Annotated in this window: 12 protein-coding genes; all 12 read left to right on the forward strand. The window is 63.1% G+C overall.

What is annotated here, in order from left to right; all coding sequences use genetic code 11:
* Positions 1–69: 69 nt before the first annotated feature.
* The 12 genes from tagH (at position 70) to tagQ (ending at position 17,127) form a co-directional block, all read left to right on the forward strand.
* Complete coding sequence (gene tagH, locus BLU75_RS23485; RefSeq protein WP_084381561.1) at positions 70–1,425, forward strand: type VI secretion system-associated FHA domain protein TagH; 1,356 nt, start codon at positions 70–72, stop codon at positions 1,423–1,425.
* 55 nt (positions 1,426–1,480) lie between these two features.
* Entirely contained in the window at positions 1,481–1,987 is a 507-nt protein-coding gene (gene tssJ / locus BLU75_RS23490) for a type VI secretion system lipoprotein TssJ (protein ID WP_084381560.1), read from the forward strand.
* Positions 1,988–2,005: 18 nt separating this feature from the next.
* A complete protein-coding gene (gene tssK / locus BLU75_RS23495; protein ID WP_084381559.1) occupies positions 2,006–3,340 on the forward strand; it encodes a type VI secretion system baseplate subunit TssK in 1,335 nt (444 codons plus the stop codon).
* 6 nt (positions 3,341–3,346) lie between these two features.
* Positions 3,347–4,642, forward strand: a complete 1,296-nt coding sequence (locus tag BLU75_RS23500) for a DotU family type VI secretion system protein (RefSeq protein WP_084381558.1) — start codon at positions 3,347–3,349, stop codon at positions 4,640–4,642.
* Positions 4,639–8,139, forward strand: a complete 3,501-nt coding sequence (tssM, locus tag BLU75_RS23505; RefSeq protein ID WP_084381557.1) for a type VI secretion system membrane subunit TssM — start codon at positions 4,639–4,641, stop codon at positions 8,137–8,139. The genes BLU75_RS23500 and tssM overlap by 4 nt, the downstream gene beginning before the upstream one ends.
* The gene (gene tagF / locus BLU75_RS23510; protein ID WP_084381556.1) at positions 8,136–8,789 is read left to right on the forward strand and encodes a type VI secretion system-associated protein TagF; all 654 of its coding nucleotides are present in this window, start codon (positions 8,136–8,138) and stop codon (positions 8,787–8,789) included. The genes tssM and tagF overlap by 4 nt, the downstream gene beginning before the upstream one ends.
* Positions 8,790–9,509 carry a PP2C family protein-serine/threonine phosphatase gene (locus BLU75_RS23515; protein WP_084381555.1) on the forward strand — a complete coding sequence of 240 codons (720 nt, stop codon included), beginning with the start codon at positions 8,790–8,792 and terminating at the stop codon, positions 9,507–9,509.
* A complete protein-coding gene (locus tag BLU75_RS23520) occupies positions 9,506–12,511 on the forward strand; it encodes a serine/threonine-protein kinase (protein ID WP_084381554.1) in 3,006 nt (1,001 codons plus the stop codon). The genes BLU75_RS23515 and BLU75_RS23520 overlap by 4 nt, the downstream gene beginning before the upstream one ends.
* Complete coding sequence (locus BLU75_RS23525) at positions 12,511–13,215, forward strand: ABC transporter ATP-binding protein (RefSeq protein ID WP_084381553.1); 705 nt, start codon at positions 12,511–12,513, stop codon at positions 13,213–13,215. The genes BLU75_RS23520 and BLU75_RS23525 overlap by 1 nt, the downstream gene beginning before the upstream one ends.
* Positions 13,215–14,399, forward strand: coding sequence for an ABC transporter permease (locus tag BLU75_RS23530; RefSeq protein WP_084381552.1), 1,185 nt, complete (start codon positions 13,215–13,217; stop codon positions 14,397–14,399). The genes BLU75_RS23525 and BLU75_RS23530 overlap by 1 nt, the downstream gene beginning before the upstream one ends.
* Positions 14,392–16,119: a formylglycine-generating enzyme family protein gene (locus BLU75_RS23535; RefSeq protein WP_084381551.1), complete on the forward strand. Its 1,728-nt coding sequence runs from the start codon at positions 14,392–14,394 to the stop codon at positions 16,117–16,119. The genes BLU75_RS23530 and BLU75_RS23535 overlap by 8 nt, the downstream gene beginning before the upstream one ends.
* 84 nt (positions 16,120–16,203) lie before the next feature.
* Positions 16,204–17,127, forward strand: coding sequence for a type VI secretion system-associated lipoprotein TagQ (tagQ, locus tag BLU75_RS23540; RefSeq protein WP_084381550.1), 924 nt, complete (start codon positions 16,204–16,206; stop codon positions 17,125–17,127).
* Positions 17,128–17,165 lie beyond the last annotated feature (38 nt).

The following is a 17,165-nucleotide window of genomic DNA, read 5'->3' on the forward strand; positions in this document are numbered from 1 at the left end:
TTTTCGCCGGGGCCTTGGGAATGATTTTCTCGCGGCTCGGGCATGCGTGGGTTTCAGCAAGGAGGCAAGATGGCGCTGTGTTTGACTATTACTAGTTATCACAAAATTACCCCTGGACAGTGTGCGGAAAAGTCCATGGATAATGGAGTGATGGCCATCGGGCGCGCTGCTGAAAATGACTGGGTATTGCCTGACCCAGAGCGTTTGGTTTCCGCGCAACATTGCGTCATTCAATACAAGGATGGTCGTTACTACTTGACCGATAACAGCACTAACGGTGTGGAGTTGGTCAACGCCGGTATTCGTTTGCGCCGGGGAAACAGTGAGCCCTTGCAGGATGGCGAGTTGATCCGTATCGGCGATTACGAAATCCAGGCGCGCATCGACGCTGGGGTGAAAGTGAGCGATAACCTGCCGTTCGCGGGTGACACTTCCAACAGTTTTGAAGCGTTGATGGGCCGCCAGGGCGCCGCCGTTCCGCCCGTGGCCACACCGAGCGCGTCGCCGGCCATCGCGCCGCAGTTTCAGGGCGCATCATCGATGGACACGCTGCCCGACCTGTTCGACTTTCTCAGCCCGGCCGCCGTGCCGCCAGCCACGCAGCCCGATCACGTCCCAGCCGAGCAGCACGACTTCCGCCCGCCGACTCCGCTGCCTTCCGCGCCTGAGCCGGTGCCGCCGGGTGCGGTGATTCCTGAGGACTGGGATTTGTTGGGCGACCCGCCCCCGCCCCCGCCGGTGATCGAGATCGCAGTCCCCGTGGAAGCCCCGCCGCCGCCGCTGCCGATAGTCGAACCGCCAGCGCCGGAACGCCCGCCGGAGGTATCCGACAGCCCACAACCCGATTTGCTGCAAGCCTTCCTGCGCGGTGCCGGGCTCGATCAACTGCGCCTGGACAAAGCGCAGGCTGAAGCGCAGATGGAAAGCATCGGGCGCAGCTACCGGCTGATGGTCGAAGGCTTGATTGACGTGTTGCGTGCCCGCAGCAGCCTCAAGGGCGAGTTTCGGATGCAGCAGACGATGATTCAGCCGGTGGAAAACAACCCGTTGAAGTTCGCCCCGAATGCCGACGAAGCCTTGTTGTTGCTGCTGCGTCATGGCAATCCGGCGTTTATGGCGCCGGACCTTGCCGTGCGCGACAGTTTCGATGATTTACGTGCCCACCAGTTGGCGGTGATGGCCGGTGTTGAAGCGGCCATCAAACACTTGCTGGCGCGTTTTGAACCGGCGCAGTTGGAGGAGCGCATGGGCAAGCCCGGCGGGCTGTCGGGCCTGTTCAACGGGTCGCGCCAGGCCCAGTACTGGCAGCAGTTTACCGAGCTGTACAGCAACATTTCTCGTGAAGCCCAGGAAGATTTCCAGGACTTGTTCGGTCGCGAATTCAGCCGGGCCTACGAAGCGCACAGCGCACGCCAGCGACGCTGAAGCGCAGTACAACAATGGAATAACGGATAGCTAAGCACGTCATTGAGGACGCAGGATGATTTCCAGGTTTTTAGTCGCAGTCGCCAGCGTATTTCTGCTGACGGCGTGTGCCAAGGATGCAGCAAAGTCTTCGGCCCCCGAAGCTGAAGCGGACACTGCCGCCGTGGAGCTGCACTTTCATGCCATCAACGGGCTCAACCCCGGCACCACGGGCCAGGCTGCGCCGGTGCGGGTACGGATTTTCGAGCTGAAAAATGCCGCGATTTTCAGTCGTTCTGACTATTTCGCCCTGGCCGACCGTGCCCAGGCGACGCTCGGACTGGATTTGATCGATCAGGACGAAGTCGTGATCAAACCCGGCCAGCAACTGAGTATTCAGCGTGACCTCGACCCGGCCACTCGACACGTCGGGCTGCTGGTGGGCTATCGCGAGCTGGACCGCGCGCAATGGCGCACGGTGCTCGACATCCCGCCGCGCGCGTACACCGAATACCAGATCAGCCTTGATGTGCGTGCGGTGCGCGCGGACATCGTGGTTCCCCCATCCAGCCCTGCCCAATAACAAGCAATCGGAGCCCCCATGTCCTGGAACAATCGCGTGGTCTGGTCGGAAGGCATGTTCATCGGAACGCAGCACTTTCAGCAGCATGACCGTTACCTGGAAAACCTGATTGATGCCCGCAGCCGTCCGTTGGCGGCAGGCGCGTGGGGCTTTTCCGAACTGCTGATCGACCAAGGGCTGCTGGCCCAAGGCAAGCTGGCCATCGTCTCGGCCCGTGGCTTGTTGCCCGATGGCACGCCGTTCAACATTCCCCAGGACGATCTGGCACCGAGCCCGTTGAACATTGACGACAGCCTGCGCGACGGCTTGGTTTACCTGGCCTTGCCGCTCAAACGCGCCGGCGCCCCCGATACGGTCGATGAAGGTGCAGCCCTGGGCGCCGCGCGTTATGTGAGCCAGGTCCGGGAAGTGCGCGACGACAATGCGCCGTTTGAAAATCGTGCGCCGGTGGCGGTCGGTTCGCGTGCCTTGCGTTTGCTGACGACCGAGGATGGCGTCAGCGATTACGCAGCCATCGGCCTGGTACGCATCAAGGAAAAGCGCGCCGACCGCGCGCTGGTTCTGGATGACAGCTACATCCCGCCAGTGCTCGACGTGGCGGCCAGCAAACCGCTGACAGCCTTTCGCAGCGAACTGCTTGGCTTGCTGCATCAACGCGGCGAAGCCCTCGCCGGGCGGGTCGTGGCGTCGGGCGCCGGTGGTGCTTCGGAGATTGCCGACTTCATGCTGCTGCAACTGGTCAACCGCGCGCAGCCGTTGATTCAGCACTTGAACCAGTTGAGCCCATTGCATCCGGAGCGTTTTTTCAGCGAACTGGTCAGCCTGGCTGGCGAATTCTCGACCTTCTCCACAGTCGGCCGTCGTCCTCAGGAATATCCGCAATACCAGCATGACGATCTTGTCCTGAGCTTCACCCCGGTGATGCAGGCATTGCGTGAAGCGTTGTCGATGCTGATCGACAGCAAAGCCACGCCGATCCCGATTGTCGAGAAAGCCTACGGCGTCCATGTGGCGATGCTCGCGGACAAAACCTTGATCGACAGCGCAAGTTTCATCCTGGTGGTACGCGCCGATGTGCCGAGCGAAACCTTGCGCGCACGCTTCGGCCAGCAAAGCAAAGTCGGTTCGGTGGAACACATTCGCGACCTGGTCAATCTGCAATTGCCGGGTATTGGCCTGCTGCCGCTGCCGGTGGCGCCTCGGCAGATTCCGTACCACGCCGGTTCCACTTACTACGAGTTGGATCGGGGCAGCGAGCATTGGCAGCAATTGATCCACTCCGGCGGTTTTGCCTTCCACATCGCCGGGCAATTCCCGGGCTTGAACCTGGCCTTCTGGGCGATCCGAGGATAATCCGCGATGCATCCCAATGATGATGACCGCACCCAGTTCATGCCGCGTCCGGGTGGTCGTGCGCCGGAGCCCGGCCGCGCGGAGCCGGTTGCGGCGGCGCCACTGTCGATGCCGACCGCGCCACTCACCGGCAAAGCCCAGGGCCTGAATCCGCTGGAAGGCGCGGCCGGTCCACTGCTGGCGTTGCTGACGCGGCTGCGCAACACCATTGCGCATCCGGCCCCGTCGAGTCTGCGAGCACAGTTGCTGGCCTACCTGCGTCAGTTCGAAGAGCGTGCCGAAGCCGCCGGTGTGGCCCGCAATGAAGTATTGCTGGCTCGCTATGCGCTGTGCACCGCCCTCGATGAAGCGGTGTTGAGCACGCCATGGGGCAGCACCAGTGACTGGGGCAAGCAGAGCCTGCTGATCACTGTCCACAACGAAGCCTGGGGCGGTGAAAAAGTCTTCCAGTTGCTCGATCACTGCCTGCAAAGTCCGCGCGAGCGCCTGTATCTGCTGGAGTTGCTGTATCTGTGCATATGCCTGGGTTTCGAGGGCCGCTACCGGGTGATGAACGACGGTCGCAGCCAGTTGGAAGCCTTGCGTGAGCGCACGGCGGCGGCGATTCGCAGCGCCCGGGGCGATCACGAGCGTGAGCTGTCGCCGCATTGGCGTGGCGTCACCGTGGCCCGCGACCGCCTGGCGCAATTCATGCCGCCGTGGATCGCGGTCGCGATTGGCCTGGCCTTGCTGCTGGCCTTGCTGTTTGGCCTGCGGATGAAGCTGGCGGCGGATGCCGAGCCGGTGTTCAAGAACATTCATGCCCTTGGCGAGATCCCGGTGCAGGCCATCGACCGTCCGGTAGCGCAACCGAAAATCATCGAGCGACCGCGTCTGGCGGGTTTCCTGGTCGAGGACATCAAGGCCGGGCGCGTGGCAGTGGAAGATGCGGTGGACCGCTCGGTGGTGACCATTCGTGGTGATGAGCTGTTCGCGTCGGCCAGCTCCAGCATCGTCGATGACTATCAGCCATTGATGCTGCGCATCGCCGATGCCATCCGCAAGGTCAAGGGGCAGGTGCGGGTTACCGGGCACAGCGACAACCGTCCGATTGCCACCCTGCGCTTCCCGTCCAACTGGGCCTTGTCCGAAGCCCGGGCCCGATCGGTGCTGGAGATTCTCGCGGCCAAGACCGGCCAGGGCGGTCGCTTCAGTGCCGAGGGCAGAAGCGACACCGAGCCGGTGGCGACCAACGCCACAGCCGAAGGCCGTGCCCGCAATCGTCGGGTTGAAATCACCGTATTGGCGGAGGGCGTCGAGTGAAGGCGTTTTTCAGTTTCATGATTCGCTGGGTGATCCCACTGTTGGGCCTGATTGCCTTGAGCCTGATCATCTGGTTTGTCGGGCCGTTGCTCGACATCCTTGTCCCGCAAGGCCGGCGTTGGGCGCTGATCATTCTGATCTTCGCGGTGTGGCTCGCGTACCGTGTATGGCGCATCGTCCAGGCGCGCCGGCAAGCCGCTGAAGTGATGCGCAGTCTCGCGGCCGAAACCCCGGCGGATCCCGACAGTGTCGCCACCGCTGAAGAACTCGCGACCTTGCGCCAGCGCATGGATGAAGCCTTGGTGCTGTTGAAAAAGGCCAAGCTGGGCGGTGACGAGCGTCGTAACCTGTATGAGCTGCCGTGGTACGTGATTATTGGCCCGCCGGGTTCGGGCAAGACCACCGCGCTGGTCAACTCGGGGCTGCATTTCCCGCTGGCCGCGCAATTGGGCGCGGGCGCCGTGCGTGGCGTTGGCGGTACGCGCAATTGCGATTGGTGGTTCACCGATCAAGCCGTGCTGCTGGACACCGCTGGCCGCTACACCACCCAGGACAGCAACTCCACGGTGGATAAAGCCGCCTGGTTGGGCTTTCTCGACCTGCTGAAAAAGCAACGCGCGCGGCGCCCGATTGACGGGGCCTTTATCGCCATCAGCTTGTCGGACCTGCTGCTCGGCAGTGACGCCGAGCGGGCCGCGCATGCGGCGGCGATCCGCTTGCGGGTCCAGGAGCTGTACAGCCAATTGGGCGTGCGTTTCCCGATTTACCTGATGCTGACCAAGCTCGACTTGGTGCCGGGCTTCATGGAGTTCTTCGACAACCTGAACAAGGAAGAGCGCGCCCAGGTATGGGGCATGACCTTCGCCCTGGACGATGGCAAAAGCAGCGACAGCCCGCTGGCCCATCTGCAAAGCGAATTTGCCGGTCTCGAACAACGTCTGAACGAGCGTCTGGTGGAGCGTCTGCAACAGGAGCGCGATCCGGCGCGGCGCGACCTGATCTACGGCTTCGGGCAACAGTTCGGCGCCTTGAAGGATTGCCTGCAGAGTTTCCTTGAGGGGGTGTTCAAACCCAATGCCTTCGAAGAGCGTGTCTTGCTGCGCGGCGTGTACTTCACCAGCGGCACCCAGGAAGGCAGCCCGATTGACCGGCTGATCGGCGCCATGGCCCAGAGCATGAACCTGGACCGCCAGCACCTGGCGCGTCAGAGCGGTACCGGGCGCAGTTACTTCATTGAAAAACTGTTCAGCGCCGTGGCGTTTGCCGAGCGGGGCTTGGTCGGTGTCAACCCGAAGGTCGAGCGGCGCCGCAAGTGGATGGCCCGTGGCGTGCTGGCGGCTACCGTGGCGCTGGTGCTGGTGGTCAGTACCTTGTGGTGGGTCAGCTATCGCGCCAACCAGGCCTACATTGCCCAGGTCGACCAGAAGGTCGCGCCCCTGGGCCAGACCGTGCAGAACCTGAGCCCGGCGCAACGCGACGTGCTCGCCGTATTGCCGTTGCTCAACGCGGTAAAAAACCTTGCCGCCGATTCGCCGAGCTGGGCCGAAGGCCTGGGCTTGTATCAAGGCGACATGCTCGAGGCCGAGTCCGGCAGCGTCTACCGCAAGCTGCTGATCGCGGTGTTCGCGCCACGCCTGGTGACGCGCATCGAAGAACAATTGCAGGGCGGCGGTAGCTCGGACTTCCTCTACGAAGGTCTGAAGGCTTACCTGATGCTCGCCGACAACGAGCATTACGACCCGGACTTCATCAAGGCCTGGATCGCGCTGGATTGGGACCGCAGCCTGCCGCGCGACCTGCCAGCCGAGCAGCGCCAGGCGCTGGCCGGGCACTTACAGGCGCTGTTCGATCGCCATCCGCCGAGTGCTCGCCTGGACCCGCGACTGATCGATGACCTGCGTCGGCAACTGCAGCAACTGCCGGTGGCCCAGCGTGTGTACGATCGGGTCAAACGCCAGAAGCTGCCGGAGGGCGTGGCGGATTTTCGTCTCAGCGAAGCCGCTGGCCGGGATGCCGCGCTGGTGTTCAGCCGTAAAAGTGGCAAGCCGTTGAGCGAGCCGCTCAGTGGATTCTTTACCGCCAAGGGCTATCGCCAGGGTTTCTTGCTGACCAGCCTGAACCAGGCCGGCACCCTTGCCGAGGAGCAGTGGGTACTGGGTCGCGAGCCGGCCGATCAACAGAACGCCGCCAGCCTTGCCGCGGACGTGCGTCGCTTGTACTTCCAGGACTATCAGCGTCAGTGGGATGCCATGCTGGCCGACATCGACTTTGTGCCGATCACCAGCGTGGCCCAGGCCGCCGATGTACTGCGGGTGATTTCCGGACCTTCCTCGCCATTGAAAAAACTGCTGGTGGCGGTGGCCAAGGAAACCGATCTGCAACAGGAAGAGCGCTTGTTGGCCGCCAAAGGCGCGCCGGTGGAAGGTGGTGTCGACCAGCTCAAGGAGCGCCTCGGCAGCCTGCTCGGCCAGGAACAGGCCGCGCCCGATGCGCCGGCCACCAGTGATGATCCAGTCACCGCGCATTTTGCCGAGCTCAACCGCATCGTCGCCAAGAACGAAGGCGAGCCAGCGGCCATCGACGGCTTGCTGGCGGACATGAACGCGCTCTATGTGCAGGTCAGCGCGATGGTCGGCGCCAGTGGGGAAGCCTTGCTCGGCGAGGCCAAGAACCAGGCGAGCGCCGCGGCCACGCGGGTCAGCCTGAACGCTGAACGCCAGCCGCCGCTGGTGCAGGGCATGGTCAAGTCGGTGGTCAACGCCACCACCAGCAGCATGATGGGCGGGGTGCGCGATCAACTGAACGCGGCGTGGGGCAGCGAAGTGGTCAACGTTTATCGCCAGTCCCTGGCTGGGCGTTACCCGATGTCGCCGGGCAGTGCCCGCGACGCGACACTGGATGACTTTGGCCAGTTCTTCGGCGTCGGCGGAGTGATGGACAACTACTTCCGTAAATACCTGCAACCCTATGTCGACACCTCGGCCAAGACCTGGCGCTGGCAACCGGGCGCGGCGCAGAAGCTCGGGATCTCTTCGGGGGTGCTGAAAACCTTCCAGCACGCGGCGACTATTCGCGATGCGTTTTTCCGCGCCGGTGGCACTCAACCCATTGTGCGTTTCGAGCTCAAACCCGTGGCTATGGACCCAACCATCACCCAGTTCCTGCTGGACCTGGACGGTCAGCAACTGAGCTACGACCACGGACCGAGCCGCCCGGTCGCCATGCAATGGCCCAATCCCGGCAGCATCGGCGTGGTGCGTATTTCCATCATGCCACCGTCGGCCAGCGGGCGTTCCGGCGTGACCCTGGATGGACCGTGGGCCTGGTTTCGCCTGCTGGATCAGTCGGACCTGAGCGCCGGCAATTCGCCGGACCGCTTCAACCTGCGGCTGCGGGTCGATGGCGCGAGCATCGCCTACGAGTTGCGGGCCGGCAGCGCCTTCAACCCGTTCAAGAGTCGCGTGCTGCGCGGTTTCAGTCTGCCGGAGCGGCTATGACAACGCCCGGTTTCTACGGCAAGTTGGCCAGTCGCGGGGACTTTGTCAGCCGCGGTTTGCCGCAGAGTTTTATCGGGCCTTGGGACAGTTGGCTGGCGGCGGGTTTGTTGGCCAGCCAAGCCAGCCTTGGCGCGGAGTGGTTGAACGTCTATCTGGTCAGCCCGCTGTGGCGGTTTGTGCTGGGGCCGGGAGTGTGCGGACCGGATGCGGTCGCAGGCGTGGTGATGCCGAGTATCGACCGGGTCGGGCGCTATTTCCCGCTGACGGTGGCGACGTTGCTGGACCACGACAGCGACCCGGCTTCGGTTATCGCTGGCCCGGACGCCTGGTTTGAAGCGGTAGAGGAACTGCTGCTGAGCACCCTGGATGGCGGCGCCAGTGTTGAACGTTTCGAGGCCGGGATCGAAGCCTTGGGCGCACCGGTTTGCCAGTCGCGCACCGAAGGCAGTCGTTTCGCTGGGTTGCAACGCTTTGGCGCCACCGATCCGCAGACCCGCATGCGCGTGCTGGCGGAGCAGGCCTGCGAAGGTACGAGCCTGTGGTGGGGACGTGGATCGCAACGGATTTCTCCTGGTTTATTGCGGTGTCAGGGTCTGCCTGCCGCCGGTGATTTTGCGCAATTTCTGCTCGGACAAGAAGGTGTGGTGTAGATGGGTGCGACGTACAAATCCGCGAGCAAAAGCCACGTCGGCATGGTTCGCCAGGTTAACGAAGACGCCTTCCTGGACCTGCCGGAAAACCGCCTGTGGGTGGTGGCCGACGGCATGGGCGGGCATGCTGCGGGTGATTACGTCAGCAGTCTGATCGTCGACAGCCTGCGCAACATTCCCGTGGGCCGCTCCCTCGAGGAATACAGCGCGGCGCTGCGCTCCGACCTGATCCGGGTCAATAGCGCCGTGCGTGAAGAAACGGCTCACCGTGGCGTGACCATGATGGGCAGCACCGTGGTGCTGTTGGCCACCCGCGGCTTGCGCGGAGTGTGCCTGTGGGCGGGCGACAGCCGCCTGTATCGCCTGCGTGATGGGGTCCTGGAAAGTATCTCGCGTGACCACAGCTATGTGCAGGACCTGCAGGACAGCGGGTTGCTCAGCGAAGCAGACGCACGGGTGCATCCGCGCGCCAATATCGTCACTCGCGCGATTGGCGTGGAGGCGCAGTTGCAGTTGTCGGCAGTCGACCTGCTGATCGCCCCCGGCGACAGTTACCTGCTGTGCAGTGACGGCCTGAACAAGACTGTCGAGGACCATGAGATGCGTGAAGTGCTCAGTCATGACGAGCCGCAGGAGATTGTGCGCAGCCTGGTGCACCTGGGACTCAATCGGGGCGCGCCCGACAACATCACCACGATTGTCGTGAAGGTGTCGCCATGACCCTCGACATTCCCGGCTATGACATCGAGGGCGAGATTGGCGAAGGCGCCATGGCCAGCGTCTACCTGGCGACCCAGCGTTCCCTGGAGCGCAAGGTGGCGTTGAAAATCATGGCTGCCGCGCTCGCTGCCGACCCGAGCTTCTGTGAGCGTTTCCTGCGCGAAGGTAAGACCCTGGCGCGCTTGTCACATCCACACACGGTGACCATCCATGACATCGGCAATGTCGGCGAGCTGTATTACATGGCCATGGAGTACCTGCCCAACGGCACGCTCAAGGAGCGCATTGCCGACGGCCTGACGCCGGAACAGGGCTTGGTGTACATCCGCCAGATTGCCTCGGCGCTGGGTTATGCCCACGCCCAAGGACTGGTGCACCGCGACGTCAAACCGGCGAACATTCTGTTTCGCGCCGATGGCACCGCAGTGCTGTCGGACTTCGGCATTGCCAAGTCCCTGGATGATCGTACCCAGTTCACTCAGGCCGGGTTTGCCGTGGGTACCCCGAGTTACATGAGCCCGGAGCAGGCGCGAGGCCAGGAGATCGATGGGCGTGCCGACCTTTACGCTTTAGGCGTGGTGCTTTACGAAATCCTCGTTGGCAAGCTGCCTTACAACGGCACCGATGCACTCTCCACCGCGCTGGCGCATCTCACCGAGCCGCTGCCGGAATTGCCGGTGCATCATGGTCGTTATCAGGAGGTGTTGAAAAAGCTCCTGGCCAAGGACCCGGGGCAACGTTTCCCGGACGCGGCGTCGTTGCTGCGTGCGTTGGATCAACTGCCCAAGGATAGTCTTGAGGCGACATTGATTCGGCCGCTGCCGATTGCGCCTGGCAATGATCTGGCGGGCATGACACCGGTTTCCATCGAGATTCCGACCCACGCCCCGCAGCCGCAACCACAAGCGGCGCGCCAGCCGGTGGTGACGCCGACGCCACACCGCACGGTTTCCGAACAGCGCCGCGGACCGGTGTTGGCGCTGGCCGCTGTGGCGGTAGCCGTCGCGCTGGCTATCGGCGGCGGCAGTTACTGGTGGCTGAGTGACGAGGCGCCCGACGCGCCGCCGCCAGCGGCAGCTACCCCGGATGTGGCGCCAGCTGCGACACCCGTGCTCAGCGTCCCTGTGGCTGACGTTGACGGCGGGCAACGCCCGTTGCTGATGGACGGCAAAAAGACCCTGTTCCAGCGGGTACTGAGCAAGCCCGGCGCGAAACTCTCCAGTGAGGCCGGCGGTGTACCGGGCAAGGCCTTGCCAGCGTTCTCGGTGCTGTATGTCTACCAACGCAAGGACATCGATGGCAGTCCTTGGCTGCGCATTGGCGCCGCCACTGACGGACGCAGTGACGGCTGGTTACCGGCCGCGCAAGTCAGCGACTGGAAGCAAAGCCTGGTACTCAAGTTCACCGAACGTTCGGGTCGGGCGCCAGTGATGTTCCTGCGTCAACCGGCTGCAGTGGAAAAGTTGCTGGCCGATCCCGCCGGGGCGAAAAACCTGCTGCTCAAGGCGCAGCGAAATCCCGAGGACAATCAGCAGGTGCTGGCACTGGAACCCGCTGCCAGCGCCGTCCCGCAGAACCAGTTTTACTTGCTGCCGATCCTCGATTCCAAGGAAAGCTTTGACGAAAACGGTCAGCCGGTGCAGGTGCTCAACATCGCGTCCATCGATCCTGGCAGCGCCGCGTCGACCCAGGCCAGGCCCGCCACGCCCGTGATCAGCGCCAACGCCGACGCATTCCGCACCGCGGTGGTGTTGGTGGTGGACACCACCGTGTCGATGCAGCCCTATATCGATCAAGTGCGCGACGTGGTGCACGCGTTGCAAACCCGTATCGCCGAGCGTGGCGAGTTGGACAGCGTCAGCTTTGGCATGGTCGGTTTTCGCAGCAGCGTGAAGAAAACCCCCGGCCTGGAATACGCGGCCAAGACCCTGATCACGCTCGATCAGGGCCGCGACCCGCAGCGTTTTCTCGACATGGCACGGCAGGTCAAGGCGTCCACCGTGTCCAGCCACTCATTCAATGAGGATGCATTTGCCGGGGTCATGCAGGCGGTGGAAGGCATGGACTGGTCCGGTTACGGCGGGCGCCTGATCCTGCTGGTGACCGATGCGGGCGCCCTGCGCAAGAATGACCCGTTCGCCGCCACCCAGATGAATGAAGCCGAAGTCCGCCAAGCGGCCCTGGGCAAGCAGATCAAGATCTACGCGCTGCACCTGCGCACCCCTGCCGGGCAGAAAACCCACGGCGGCGCCGAAGCCCAGTACCGCACGCTGACCGCCGATGCCAACCCGCAGATTGGCGATCTGTATGCGCCGGTGCCGGACGGTGACGTCCGCAAGCTGGGGCAGCAGGTCGATGAAATCGGCAGCGTATTCGCCAATCTGGTGCATCAAGTGCGCAGCAACACTGCGCAGCCGGTGCCGTTGCTCAATGCCGCGCCGAGCCTGACGGACAAGTCCGCGGCCGTTGGCTACGCCATGCACATGGATTTCCTCGGGCGCAAAACCGCGAGCCAGGCGCCGCAACTGGTCAGTGCCTGGACCGCCGACCGTGACCTGACCAACCCGGCGTTGCCGGCGTTCCAGGTATGCGTGATGTTGACCAAATTGCAACTCAACGACTTGCAGCAATCGCTGAAACTGATTGTCGATGCCGCGCGCAAGACCCAGACCTCGCCGCGAGATTTCTTCCAGGAAATCGCCAGCGCCTCGGCGTACATGAGCCGCGATCCCCAGGCCTTGCGCAAGGGCGGCAACCTGGCCGATGGCGGCATTCTCGGTGAATACCTGGAAGGCCTGCCGTACCGCAGCAAATCGCTGAGCATGACCCAGGACCTGTGGTTGTCGTTGAGCGTGGCCGAGCAAGAGGACTTTATCGACGAGCTCGATTCGAAAATCCGCCTCTATGAAACCTTTCATAACGACGTGGCCAACTGGGTTCGTTTCGGTGATGCCGAACCGGGCGATGCGTTGTACCGCGTGCCGCTGTCGACACTGCCGTAATGTTGAGCCTGCGCGCGGTGCACAAAAGCCGGGGCGTCGGCAGCCAGCGCTATAGCCTGGTCATTGCGGCGCTGCAACTTCGGGCCGGCGAGCAACTGGCGATTGTCGGCGCCAGTGGCAGCGGTAAAAGCACCTTGCTGGATATGCTGGCGTTGGTGCTGGCGCCGGATCAAGTCGATCAGTTCGCGCTCAACCGTATCGACATTGCCGGGCTCTGGCGTGGTGGCCGGCAAAGCACCCTGGCCGAGCTGCGCAGTCGGTATCTGGGGTATGTGCCGCAGACCGGCGGTTTACTGGGCTTTCTGGATGTGCGCGGCAACATCGCGCTGTCCCGCCAACTTTTGGGGATGCGGGATGACGGCAGCGTCATGCGCCTTGCCGAGCAGTTGGAAATCAGCGATCAGCTCGGCAAACCACCGGCAGCGTTATCCGTGGGGCAACGCCAGCGAGTGAGCTGCGCCCGGGCATTGGCCCATGGCCCGCAGCTGGTACTGGCCGACGAACCCACCGCGGCACTTGACCCTTTGAACGCCGAGCGGGTGATGCAGGCGCTGCTGGCGCGTACCCGGGAGGCGGGCGCGTGCTGCGTGATCGCGACCCATGATGAACCGCTCGCCCGCGCCAGTGGTTTGCAGGTCCGGCGTATCAGTTGTCGGCGTGATGCCGATGGCGGCGTCACCGCGACCCTTGGGGAGGCCTGCTGATGCGCGGCGCCTTGGTGGCTTCCCTGGCCTGGCAAGACTATCGCAACGATGCCTGGCTGTCGGCGTGTTCGGTGTTGGCCCTGGTGGCGGTGATCGCACCGTTGCTGGTGTTATTCGGCCTGAAATTCGGACTGGTCAGCAGTTTGACCGAACGCTTGGAAAATGACCCCGCGACGCGGGAAATTATTCCGTTGGGAGGGGGGCGATTCAGTGGCGCGTTTATCGAGCAACTGGGCCAGCGCGCGGATGTGGCCTTCGCGGTACCGCGCACGCGACAGATTGCAGCGACGGCGCAGTTGGGCGCGCAGACCCTGGAAATGCTGCCAACCGCCGAACGTGACCCGCTGTTGAGCGGCATGCCTCTGCCTCGCGGCCTGGATCAAATGCTGCTGAGCCACACCGCTGCCGAGAAGCTGGGCGCCAAAGCCGGGGATTGGCTGGACGCCAGTTTTACGCGCCAGGTGGCGGGGCGCGTCGAGACCCAGCGCACGCCGCTCCAGGTGTTGGGTGTGTTGCCGCTGCAAGCTTTCGCCCGCGATGCCCTGTTCGCCTCGCTGGGGTTGCTGGAAGCGGCAGAGGATTACCGCGACGGTCGCGCTGTCCCGGCGTTGGGGTGGGCAGGCGATGTCGAGGGCGTGCACGCGCAACGGGTGTATCCGGCGTTTCGTTTGTATGCCCGCAGCCTGGCGGATGTGGAGCCGCTGCGGGTGTATTTCGCCGGGCAGAACCTGCTGGTTTCGACCCAGGCCCAGGCCATCGCTCAGGTGCAGTCACTGAGTCGCAATCTGTCGATCGTGTTCTGGGTGATCGCCGGGCTGGCGTTGGCCGGTGCGTTTGCGGCGATTTTTGCCGGTGCGTTGGCGGCGGTTGCACGCAAGCGTCGGGAATTGTCGGTGTTGCGCCTGCTGGGTTTTTCGACCAGCGCGCTCTTGTTGTTTGTGGTGTTGCAGGCGCTCTACAGCGCCGGTTTTGCTGCAGTACTCAGTGCCCTGTTGTATGCGTTCGCTCAGACGGGCTTGAACCAATTATTCGTGCAGGTGCCGGGCGAGTACGCCAGTCATCTGTTGGCGCGACACTACATTCTGGCCCTGGTGGCTGTCCTCGGCGTCAGTGCCGTGGCGGCAGCGTGTGGTGGTTGGCGTGTAGCGCGAATCCAGGCTTCTGAAGGAATCAGAGATGTATAAATTACTGGGCGCCGCCGTGGTGCTGAGCTTGGCCACCGTGGCCTGTTCCGACGAGGCCTCTTCATCAGGGGCGCAGAACACACTGGACAACCCCAAGCCGTTGGTCGGTGACGTCAGCCTGCCATTGCCGTGCGAAGGCAGCATGGTCTTTCGTTACGTCTATATCCTGGCCCAAGGCGCCCTTGACGATCGGGAGATCAGCCTCGGCTATCCCTTCAGTGAAGGCGAGGCGGGTTATAAGCAGTCGTTTATTTCCGGCTATCGCCGGGACTATATCAACGGCCAGTTCACCCTCAAGGACCTGCCCAGCGATTGGAACAAGGTCATCACGCCGCTGATGCCCGAGACCGACGCCAAGAACCCGCTCAAGCCGATGTTCTACTTCATCGGCAAGTACGAAGTCACCGCTCGTCAATATGCTCAAGTCATGTCCCAGGCCCAGTCCTTGGCCAGCGGCGAACCGGCACCGGCCTGCGATGTACCCACCGGCATGGCCGGGCGTCTGCCCAAGGTCAAGTTGTCGCGCTTTGAAGCCGAGCGCTTTTCGGCGGTGTACAGCGCCTGGTTGATGAAATACCACCGCGACTTGCTGCCGGTCAGCGGCCGTGGTGCGTCGGCAGAAGATGGCGGTGTGGGTTTTGTGCGGCTGCCGACCGAAGTGGAATGGGAGTTCGCCGCTCGCGGTGGCCATGCGGTCAGTCGTCAGGACTTGGAAGGTCGGCTGTTCCCACGGCGTATCGAAGGCAGTGAAAGCGACGGTCCGTTGGCGGATTGGGCGGTGTTCAACCAGGTGGCCGGAGGCACCGGACAGGCCGCACGCCTGCTGCCCATCGGCACCCGATTGCCGAATCCGATTGGCCTGTTCGACGTGATTGGCAACGCCGCCGAAATGGTCCAGGAATCGTTCCAGTTGGTCCATGCGGGTCGCCGTCAGGGCACTTACGGCGGTTTTGTGGTCAAGGGCGGGAATTACCTGGAAGGCGAGGGCACGCTGTTCACGGGGATGCGCCGCGAATATCCGCTATTCGGCGCTGACGGCACTGAACAAAGCAACGAAACCACCGGGTTCCGGGTGGCGATTGGGGCATTGTCGGCACCGCGTTCGCGCTACAACGAGCTGTTTGCCCAATGGCAAAAAGAAGGCCGACTCGCCGGGCTGACCGATGCCATCGACGATGCGCAGGATCCGACCAAACGGCTGGACAGCATCATCGCCGCCAGCGTCGACCCACGGCTGCAAGCCGAACTTGGGTTGGTCAACGAAGAGCTCAAGCGCAACGTCTCGCTGATTGCCCGACAGCGCGAGGAAGCGGCCGGCAACTTGATCCAGTCCGCAGCCTTGGTGGCCGAAACCATCAGCAACTACAACATCCGCCTGATCAATCTGCAGAAGAGTCGCGAGCGCTCCCTGGCGGCCAAGGACGAGGCCAGCGCGCAACTGTTTGCCACGGCCATCGCCAATGGTCGCAGCGCCCTGGACGGCGCGGTCGGCATTTACATCGACAACCTGGCCACGGGCACGCGTTATACCGATGCGGTGATCCAGGCGCAGTTTCAACGAATCAAGGAAGAGCTGGATCGCAAGCCGATACTGGGCAAGAGCCTGGTGACGCGCGCGACGTTATTCGTTCGCCATGTCGGCAACTACCGCAAGCAACAGCGGGCCGACCCGGCAACGATCTTGAAGGAATTGCTCGCAGCGAGCGCTCAGCGGTCTTGATCGCACGCAGGCTGGCGAGCTTGGAAGGGACTCAGGCGGTGGTGTGCCGTGCTGGGCTGGTCAAACTTAAAAGAGAACACAACTATGCTTTTTTCCCCTAAGACGTCTACACCGGTTTCCAAGCGTTACTTGCTGCTGATCGCGGCGGGCTTCAGCACCGTATTGACGGGTTGCGCCACCTCGCCGGCGTCCAAGGTCGCGTCAAGCACCAAGGTCGAGTACTACCCGAACTGCTACGAGCCGGTGCAGCACCTGCGTGCCACTGATTCTGACATGACCAAGTCGGTGGTGACGGGCGCGGCCCTTGGCGCGGCCGGTGGCGCGTTGCTGGGCGCCCTGACCGGCGACTCCGACAACCGTGGTCGCAATGCCGCCATCGGCGCAGCGGGCGGTGCCCTGGCGGGCGGCGCGGCGGGTTACTACACCGAGCGTCAGAAACAGATCAGCGATGACAACCAACGCATCGCTTCCTACGCTGCCGACTTCAACAAAAGCGCCTCCGACATCGATCGCAGCACTGCATACGCCAAGGCGTCCCAGCAGTGCTACCAGAGCGCGTTCACCAAACTGGTGGCCGATCGCAAAGCCAAGACCGTCAACGAAACCGAAGGCCGCAAGCGCCTGGCGGAAATCGTCTCCGGCCTGAATGAATCCAACGACTTGATCGTAGCGGTGAACGGCAAGGCCAGCGAAGACCTGAACAACTACACCCAGGCTTACGAGAAAGACCTGCAGCAGGTGGGTGTGCAGCGTAACGATGTGGTCACCGTGGCCAAGGCCGAGACGACAACCGCGACAAAAGGCAAAAAGCCGGTCAAGGCCGCGAAGAAGCAGGCGCTGCCAACGGTGCCGAAAGAAGCCGTGACCACCGAAAAAACCATCCAGACCGCCAAGGCCAAGCAAGCTGAGAGCAATCAGGTGGCCAGCGCTGGTAAAAGTCAGATCGAAGGCACTTGCCGCGATCCGAACCTGGCCGATTGGGCGCCCGTTCCTTGCCCTAACGTTTAAGGTAAGTTGTTGCTATAAGCGGTAAACACCAACCGATC

It is taken from the genome of Pseudomonas mucidolens, from assembly GCF_900106045.1.
GTDB classification, from domain to species: Bacteria; Pseudomonadota; Gammaproteobacteria; order Pseudomonadales; family Pseudomonadaceae; genus Aquipseudomonas; species Aquipseudomonas mucidolens.

Bases quoted from the DNA above. Each gene is read 5' to 3' on its own strand.
- tagH (WP_084381561.1), top strand. From the start codon at position 70: ATGGCGCTGTGTTTGACTATTACTAGTTATCACAAAATTACCCCTGGA.
- tssJ (WP_084381560.1), top strand. From the start codon at position 1,481: ATGATTTCCAGGTTTTTAGTCGCAGTCGCCAGCGTATTTCTGCTGACG.
- tssK (WP_084381559.1), top strand. From the start codon at position 2,006: ATGTCCTGGAACAATCGCGTGGTCTGGTCGGAAGGCATGTTCATCGGA.
- BLU75_RS23500 (WP_084381558.1), top strand. From the start codon at position 3,347: ATGCATCCCAATGATGATGACCGCACCCAGTTCATGCCGCGTCCGGGT.
- tagF (WP_084381556.1), top strand. From the start codon at position 8,136: ATGACAACGCCCGGTTTCTACGGCAAGTTGGCCAGTCGCGGGGACTTT.
- BLU75_RS23515 (WP_084381555.1), top strand. From the start codon at position 8,790: ATGGGTGCGACGTACAAATCCGCGAGCAAAAGCCACGTCGGCATGGTT.
- BLU75_RS23520 (WP_084381554.1), top strand. From the start codon at position 9,506: ATGACCCTCGACATTCCCGGCTATGACATCGAGGGCGAGATTGGCGAA.
- BLU75_RS23525 (WP_084381553.1), top strand. From the start codon at position 12,511: ATGTTGAGCCTGCGCGCGGTGCACAAAAGCCGGGGCGTCGGCAGCCAG.
- BLU75_RS23530 (WP_084381552.1), top strand. From the start codon at position 13,215: ATGCGCGGCGCCTTGGTGGCTTCCCTGGCCTGGCAAGACTATCGCAAC.
- BLU75_RS23535 (WP_084381551.1), top strand. From the start codon at position 14,392: ATGTATAAATTACTGGGCGCCGCCGTGGTGCTGAGCTTGGCCACCGTG.
- tagQ (WP_084381550.1), top strand. From the start codon at position 16,204: ATGCTTTTTTCCCCTAAGACGTCTACACCGGTTTCCAAGCGTTACTTG.